Source organism: Mesorhizobium argentiipisi (SeqCode), from assembly GCF_037179585.1.
Taxonomy (GTDB): Bacteria; Pseudomonadota; Alphaproteobacteria; order Rhizobiales; family Rhizobiaceae; genus Mesorhizobium; species Mesorhizobium argentiipisi.
In genome coordinates, this window is the sequence record NZ_JAPYKO010000129.1 from 1 (window position 1) to 363 (window position 363).

Annotated in this window: 1 protein-coding gene; it reads left to right on the plus strand. The window is 64.5% G+C overall.

What is annotated here, in order from left to right:
* On the plus strand, positions 1–363 hold a 363-nt coding region (locus tag O7A05_RS34250; RefSeq protein ID WP_337097825.1), incomplete at both ends, for a transposase.

Sequence of the window (363 nt, forward strand, 5' to 3'; positions counted from 1 at the left end):
GGCTTCAGTCGCTTGCCGGCCACCGCGATCAACTGGTCGCGATGCGGGCAACGCTGAAGAAGCAACTCGCCGAGGCTTTCGAGGCGATCGTCATCACCAGCCTCAAAGACCTGATCGCCGACCTCGATGCTCGCATCAAGGCGCTCGAAAGCCAGATTGCCGAAGTCATTCGTCAAAACCAGGACGCGGCTCGCGACCATGCGCTGATGGTCTCCGTTCCCGGTGTCTCCAAGGTCGGCGCGCTCTCGCTGCTGGCGCTCCTGCCCGAGCTCGGCCAGCGCTCGCCCAAGGCGATCGCGGCACTGGTCGGCCTTGCCCCGTTCGACAACAAGAGCGGCAAGCTCAACCGCAGGAGCCAGATCC